5 protein-coding genes and 1 pseudogene are annotated in these 7,260 nt (G+C 66.8%); 3 read left to right on the forward strand and 3 right to left on the reverse strand.

The window, feature by feature from the left end:
* Positions 1-1,428: lytic transglycosylase domain-containing protein (locus JCM9942_RS08405; protein ID WP_054659001.1), on the reverse strand; the 1,428-nt coding region annotated here is incomplete at its 3' end.
* Between the two features lie 122 nt (positions 1,429-1,550).
* Between JCM9942_RS08405 and JCM9942_RS08410 the strand changes: the two are divergent.
* The 3 genes and pseudogenes from JCM9942_RS08410 (at position 1,551) to JCM9942_RS08420 (ending at position 4,869) form a co-directional block, all read left to right on the forward strand.
* Positions 1,551-3,055, forward strand: a pseudogene (locus tag JCM9942_RS08410) (helicase HerA-like domain-containing protein).
* A 4-nt stretch (positions 3,056-3,059) separates the two neighbouring features.
* Entirely contained in the window at positions 3,060-3,566 is a 507-nt protein-coding gene (greB, locus tag JCM9942_RS08415; RefSeq protein WP_054658998.1) for a transcription elongation factor GreB, read from the forward strand.
* A gap of 172 nt (positions 3,567-3,738) precedes the next feature.
* Positions 3,739-4,869 carry a DegV family protein gene (locus JCM9942_RS08420; protein ID WP_054658999.1) on the forward strand — a complete coding sequence of 377 codons (1,131 nt, stop codon included), beginning with the start codon at positions 3,739-3,741 and terminating at the stop codon, positions 4,867-4,869.
* Here the strand turns inward: JCM9942_RS08420 and JCM9942_RS08425 are convergent.
* Together JCM9942_RS08425 and rimO are read right to left on the reverse strand one after the other, a co-directional pair.
* Positions 4,848-5,681, reverse strand: a complete 834-nt coding sequence (locus JCM9942_RS08425) for a DUF3025 domain-containing protein (RefSeq protein ID WP_054659000.1) — start codon at positions 5,679-5,681, stop codon at positions 4,848-4,850. The two genes, JCM9942_RS08420 and JCM9942_RS08425, sit on opposite strands and share 22 nt — an antisense overlap.
* Positions 5,678-7,039 carry a 30S ribosomal protein S12 methylthiotransferase RimO gene (rimO, locus tag JCM9942_RS08430; protein WP_054659002.1) on the reverse strand — a complete coding sequence of 454 codons (1,362 nt, stop codon included), beginning with the start codon at positions 7,037-7,039 and terminating at the stop codon, positions 5,678-5,680. Before rimO ends, JCM9942_RS08425 begins: the two co-directional genes overlap by 4 nt.
* Positions 7,040-7,260: the final 221 nt, after the last annotated feature.

The following is a 7,260-nucleotide window of genomic DNA, read 5'->3' on the forward strand; positions in this document are numbered from 1 at the left end:
TCGCGCGGCGCGCCGCGCCGGAGCCACCGGACGTGGTGCAGGCACGGCCGCAGGGCCCGCCACCTGTGCGGCCTGCATGGACTGCACATCCCCTACCGCGACACTGCCGGTGAATGTCGCCGCCGACGGGCGCTTGATCGCGGCATTCAGATCGGCGGTGATCAGGGTACGGGCCAGATCCGCGCGTGGGCCGCTGACGCAGTAGCGGTTGTACAGCCCGGCGATACGGGTGGTCGCGTTGATCGTGGTGCCGGCCGGAATCCAGCCGTCGGCCTCGTAGCGCGGGTTGAGGTTCCGCAACACGCGCATGTAGCCGTCACGGGTACCGGCGCTGCCCAGGCAGATGGTCAGCTCGTAGATGGTGGTCGATTTGGCCAGGCGCAGCGTCGCCGGCTGCGCGTTGACCTTGGGAAACTCCACGCCATATTGCTGCGGGTGCAGGAAGATCCACGCCGCGGCGATCACCATCGGCACATAGTCCTTGGTTTCGCCCGGGAACTGGGAATAGGCCGAATCGGTCCAGAAGCTCTGCCCGCCGGCTTCGCGGTAGATACGGGCCGCGCGCCCCTCGCCCCCGTTGTAGGCGGCCAGCGCGTACTCGATGTTCTTGTTGAGCACCCGCATGCGCTCATTCATGTAGGCGGCGCTGGCTTCGGCCGCGCTGCGGGCATCAAACCGGGTATCGAAACCGGTGCCGTCCGGGCCCAGGCCGAAACGGCGGCCGGTGGCGGGCATGAACTGCATCAGCCCGGCCGCGCCGGCGCGCGAGGAGGCATGCACACGGCCGTTGGATTCCTTGGCCATGATGCCGAACAGCAACGCTTCCGGCAGCGCGCTTTTCTCCCACTCCGGCCACATCACCGCACGCAGGTTCATGTAGTTCTCATAGCTGGTCAGCAACGCCGGACGCATGTCGGTGAGCCAGCGCCGGATGCCGGCCTGCACCGCCGGGTTGTACTCGACCATGTCATCGAATGCGTGGCGGTGGTCGTTCAACAGGGCCGCCGCGCGCGCCGCCTCCGGCACATCGGCGACCAGTGGCGCGACATGGTCCGGATCGGCTTCCAGCGGACCGATGGCCTCGTCACCGTCGCTCTCCCCGGCGCTGTCCGCGCGCTGCTTGAGCAGGCGCTTGTAGGTGGCAAGCAGACCACCGACCTGGCAGCCCTTCTGAGCGATGCAGTCGGCGATCACATCTTCCATGTCCTCCAGCGCCGCATCGCCCTCGCTGCTGCCCTTGGGATCGGCGTTGTCCATCAGCACCAGCGCATCGGTATAGCGCTTTTCCGCGGCGGTCATGCGCTCGTGGAGGGCGCTCACCTTGGCCTGGTCACGGGCCGACAGCGCGTGGGCCGAAGGAGCGGCGATCAACAGGCTGGTCGCCAGCAGCAGCGGCCAGGTGCGGAGGGAAGACAGGGAAACGGACATCAGCAGCACTGCACGCGAAGGGTCAGGCAGGGTAGCCGCCCCGCTTGCCCGGGGGCAACATGGCTGCGGCGCCGATATAGTCGGCCGGTAGAATCCCCCTTCGTTCATCTATGAGTGCCTCCATGGACCCGATCCTGCTCGGCAAAGGCGTCACCGACGACATCGCCGTCACCCTGCTCCCGCGTTTTGGCAACCGCCACGGCCTGGTGGCCGGCGCTACCGGCACCGGCAAGACGGTGACGTTGATGACGCTGGCCGAGGGCTTCTCGCGGATCGGCGTGCCGGTGTTCCTGGCCGACGTGAAGGGCGATGTGGCCGGTCTGGCGGTCGCCGGCGAGATCAGTGACAAGCTGGCCCAGCGCGCGGCCGACATCGGTGTGGAAGACTACGCGCCGGCCGCCAGTCCCACCGTGTTCTGGGACCTGTACGGCAGACTCGGCCATCCGGTACGCACCACCGTCAGCGAGATGGGCCCGACCCTGCTGGCGCGCATCCTGGAGCTCAACGACACCCAGGCCGGTGTGCTCGATATCGTGTTCAAGCTGGCCGACGACCGCGGCCTGCTGCTGCTGGATCTGGATGATCTGCGCGCGCTGCTGAACCTGGTCGCCGAGGAGCGCAAGGACATCTCCACCGGGTACGGACTGGTCAGCGCGCAGTCGGTGGCGGCGATCCAGCGTGCGCTGCTGCGCCTGTCGCAGGACGGCGGCGAAGCCTTCTTCGGCGAGCCGGCACTGGAGCTGGCCGAGATCATGCGCGTCAACCACGACGGCCGCGGCGTGATCGGCATCCTCGCCGCCGCCCAGCTGATCCTCAAGCCGCGCCTGTATTCGACCTTCCTGCTGTGGTTGCTGTCGGAGCTGTTCGAAACACTGCCGGAAGTGGGCGACCTGGAAAAGCCCAAACTGGTGTTCATCTTCGACGAGGCCCACCTGCTGTTCGACGATGCCCCGCCGGCGCTGGTGCAGCGCATCGAGCAGGTGGTGCGGCTGATCCGCTCCAAGGGCGTGGGCGTGTACTTCTGCTCGCAGTTTCCCGATGACGTGCCAGCCAACATCCTCGGCCAGCTCGGCAATCGCGTGCAGCATGCACTGCGCGCGTTCACGCCGCGCGACCAGAAGGCGGTCAGGACCGCCGCCGAGACCTTCGTGCCCAACCCCAAACTGGATGTCACCGCCACGCTCTCGCAGCTGGGCACCGGCGAAGCCTGGTCTCCACGCTGCAGGACAAGGGCATTCCCTCGCCGGTACAGAAAACCCTGATCGCGCCGCCGCGCTGCCGCATGGGCGCGATCACCGAGACGGAGCGTGCGCAGGTACGCGCAGGCAGCCCGGTCGGCACCCGCTACGACACCGCCATCAATCGCGAATCGGCCGCCGAACGGCTGGCCCAGCGTGCGCAGAAGGTGGTGGAACAGGCCGACGCCCCCAAGGCCCGCACCCGCGAGCAGGACGACGAACAGGACAGCGGCTTTGGCCAGGCGATCAAGGATGCGATCTTCGGCACCAGGCGCCGCCAAGGCATGCTCGAAACCATGGCCAAGCAGACCACCCGCACCGTCGGCACCAAGCTGGGCAACCAGATCGTGCGCGGCATCCTCGGGGGCATCTTCGGCGGAAAGCGCTGACTCCATGAGCCGCTGGCGCCCTCCCGCTGAAAAAAGTACCGCACTGATCACCGCGCCGGGCCATGCGCGGCTGAAGGCCGAGCTCGATGAGCTGTGGCGGCAGCGCCGGCCGGAAGTGGTAAAGGCACTGGCTGCCGCCGCCGCAGAAGGTGACCGTTCGGAGAACGCCGAATACACCTACCGCAAGAAGCAGCTGGGCGAGATCGACCGCCGCGTGCGCTACCTCAGCAAACGGCTGGAAGCCCTGCGTGTGGTCGATACCCGGCCCAGTGATCCGGACGCGGTGTTCTTCGGTGCGACAGTCGAACTGGAGAACGTGGACTCGGGCGAAACGGTGATCTATCGCATCGTCGGTCCGGACGAAACCGACGCGCCCGCCGGCTGGATCAGCATCGATTCGCCGCTGGCGCGCGCGCTGCTGAAGAAGCGCGTCGATGACGAATTCACCGTGGAGCTGCCCGCCGGACCGCACACCTTCGCCGTGCTGTCCATCCACTATGCGCCGGACTGACCGCGCCGAAAATTCGCGCAATCCGCACATACGCCGGCGCATGCAGACACCACGCGTGCACCATGGAATCAAGGGGATGTGAGCCTCCTGCCGCATCCGGTCATCGTGTATTTGACCCGCGCCCCTGCCGCATGTTTTTTCTTCGCGGTTACCCATCGCGAAAGGACGCCAGATGCAGGTGCTCGACCCGGAAAAAACCGCAGCCAGCGGTGACCTCAGTAGCAACCCGCGCCGCCCGGCGCGCACCGGCATCGTGATCGATGCCTCCTGCGATGTGGCGCCGGCTTTTCTCGCCAGCGCGGATGTGGCGGTGATTCCGATTCCGATCCGGATCGGCAGCACCACCTACATCGACCAGCATGACGCCAGCGCCACCGCCCGCTACATGCGCGAGAACGCCAACGGCGAAGGCGCCACCGGACAATCCCTGCCGCTCGATGCGGCACAGATGAGCCGTTTCTTCCTGGAACACTTCGCGCTGGACTACGACTCGGTCTATTGCCTGACCATCACCGCCAGCCGCAGCCCGATCCACGAGGCTGCCAGCCACGGCAGCCTGCTGGCCACGAGCGCCATCCGTCAGGCCCGCCAGGAAAAAGGTATCGCCCGTCCGTTCCAGTTCCGGGTCATCGACACCCGCAACATGTTTGCCGGCTCCGGCATTCCCGCCATGGTGCTGCAGGACCTGCTGCGCGCGCAGGTGCCGGCCAAGGACATACGCGGCGAACTGCAGCGCATCATCGACGCCACCCACACCTACTACGTGCCCGACAACCTGGGCTACGCACGCGCCCGCTCGCGGGTGCGCGGCGATCGCAGCATCAGCCTGGCCAGCGTGCTGCTGGACGGCGCGCTGGATATCAAACCCATCGTGCTGGGCCGCCAGGGCGATACCCGCCCGGTCGCCAAGTGCCGTGGACGCGCTGACGCATGGGCCCGCCTGTTCGCGGTTGCCGCCCGCCAGGTGCAACGCGGCCTGTACGCGCCGCACGTGATCATCTCCTACGCCGGCCCCCTGCAGGATCTGCACGGTTCGCCCGCGCTGGAACAGCTGCGCGCCGCCTGCGCGCAGGAGAATGTCAGCCTGCATCTGCTGCCGATGAGCATCACCGATGATGAACATCGGTCCGGGCGGACTGACCTTGGCCTTCGCTGGCGAGAGCCGCGACATCGCGTTCTGACAAGCGCGCGGAGCGGTTGCGCCCGCGCGCACTGCTACACGTTCACGCGCCGCTGGCAGCACCAGCGCGTCAACCGGGCCTGCGCAGCGACGTTGCGACCTCAGCGCAGTGCCGGAGGATAGGCGCGTCCGTCGCGCAGCGGCCGGAAGTAGTCGGCCTGCGCATAGAAATCCGGATCCTGCCGGGGGTGCCAGCAGGGAATGCCGGCCAAGGGCAAGGGCCGCAGTTCGGCGGGCGTGGCAAGAACAGCGCCATCGGCAATGGCCGCGGCGACACGCGCAACGCAGGCAAGATCCTCTCCCCCCTGCACCACCACGCACTTGCCAACCAGCAACCGTCGCGGCACCAGCATCTGCTCCATCAGCGCATGACCGATGACCGCAGCAACCGCGATATCGCCATTGCGCCACTGCGCGGCATGGGTATGGAACAGCCGGGGCCACTCGTGCTTGTCCCAGGCATCGAGTAGACGGCTGTCGCGTACCCGCACGATGACCCCGGTCTCGTCGAACTGGGTCAGCGCCTGCTGCGCACGATTGCGCTCACCCGGCCCCATCTGCGCGATGTGCCGGCACTGCTGCAGGTTGAGAGCATGCTTGATGGCCGGATGACGCACCCAGACCATCGCATTGAACAGGTCATGCCAGTTCTGCGGACGCGTGGCGATGTATCCCTGCGCGATACGGGTCTCGTAATGCAGGCCATCGGCCAACAATGCACCGTCCTGCTCCACGAACCGTTTGCCCGACGGTGGCATGCGCGCGTTGAGCGCGGCGATGGCGGGCCACGCCGGGGCCGTCATCCAGTCGCGACAGGCGCCAAAGTCGGCGAAAAGCGGATGCGTGAAACACGCTGGCGCCACCTCCCCGCGGGGCGGGGCGATGAAGCGGCGCCGGCCGTTGCCAGCGCTTGGAGCCGTGACCGATCCGGTCACAGCACCTTGAGGTCGAACGCCGGCTTGGCGTGCTCGATGACTGCGTCACCGAACAGGTCATGCTCGTCGCTGTCGGTGATCTGGACATTGACGAACTGGCCTACGTGCAGCTTGGCTTCATCGGCGTTCTGGATATGCACCAGGCCATCGATTTCCGGGGCATCGGCCTTGGAGCGGGCCACCGCGATACCGTCTTCGATACCGTCGATCAGGCACTGCTGCACGCTGCCGATCTTGGCTTCGAGTTTGGCGGCGGAAATGGCGGCCTGCTTCTCCATGAAACGGGCCAGACGTTCCTGCTTCACGTCCTCCGGCACCGGGTCCGGGAGGTCGTTGGCGGTGGCGCCTTCCACCGGCGAGTAGGCAAACGCGCCGACGCGGTCGAGCTGGGCGGTATCGAGGAAATCCAGCAATTGCTCGAACTCGGCATCGGTCTCGCCCGGGAAGCCGACGATGAAGGTCGAGCGCACGGTGATGTCCGGGCAGATCTGCCGCCAGCGCAGCACCCGCTCCAGGGTCTTGTCGACCGCGCCCGGACGCTTCATCAGCTTGAGGATGCGCGGGCTGGCGTGCTGGAACGGGATGTCCAGGTACGGCAGGATCTTGCCTTCGGCCATCAGCGGCACCACGTCGTCCACGTGCGGGTACGGGTAGACGTAGTGCAGGCGGGTCCAGGCATCCAGCTCGCTCAAACCTTCGCACAGCGCCTTCATCCGCGTGGCGTATTCCCTGCCGCGCCAGGTGCCCGGCGCGTATTTGCGGTCCACGCCGTAGGCCGAGGTGTCCTGCGACACCACCAGCAGCTCGCGTACGCCCCCCTTGACCAGACGCTCGGCCTCGCGCAGCACCTCGTCAACCGGACGCGACACCAGATCGCCGCGCATCGAGGGAATGATGCAGAAGCTGCAACGGTGGTTGCAGCCTTCGGAAATCTTGAGATAGGCGTAATGCCGCGGGGTCAGCTTGATGCCGTAGTCCGGGACCAGATCCACGAACGGGTTGTGCTTGGGCGGCAGCGCGGCATGCACCGCCTCCATCACCGTGGTGTAGTCCTGCGGACCGGAGACCGACAGCACGTCCGGGTAATGCTCGCGGATCATGTCGCCCTTCTTGCCCAGGCAGCCGGTGACGATGACCTTGCCGTTCTCGTTCATCGCCTCGCCAATGGCATCGAGCGATTCGGCCACGGCCGAGTCGATGAAGCCGCAGGTATTGACCACCACCACGTCGGCCGCGTCATAGGACGGGACGATGTCGTAGCCCTCCACCCGCAGCTGGGTGAGGATGCGCTCGGAATCGACGAGGGCTTTCGGGCAGCCAAGGCTGACGAAGCCGACTTTGGGGTTCAGCTGGGACATGTTCACAGAATTCTGGGGGCCGGAGCCGAAGGGCCGCAGGGCCGGAAAGGCGGCGATTATACCGGTCGTCAGCCGGCACATCCGGCACCATGCTGAACAAGGGCATGCGTTAATTGGCAGCCCCGCAAAGGAGTCCCACCCATGTCCCAGTGGATCGATCTTCCCGGCGCCGCCGGCCCGGTCCGTGCCTGGCAAGCCCTGCCCGCCACCACGCCGCGCGG

It is taken from the genome of Stenotrophomonas pictorum JCM 9942 (assembly GCF_001310775.1).
GTDB lineage: Bacteria > Pseudomonadota > Gammaproteobacteria > Xanthomonadales > Xanthomonadaceae > Stenotrophomonas > Stenotrophomonas pictorum.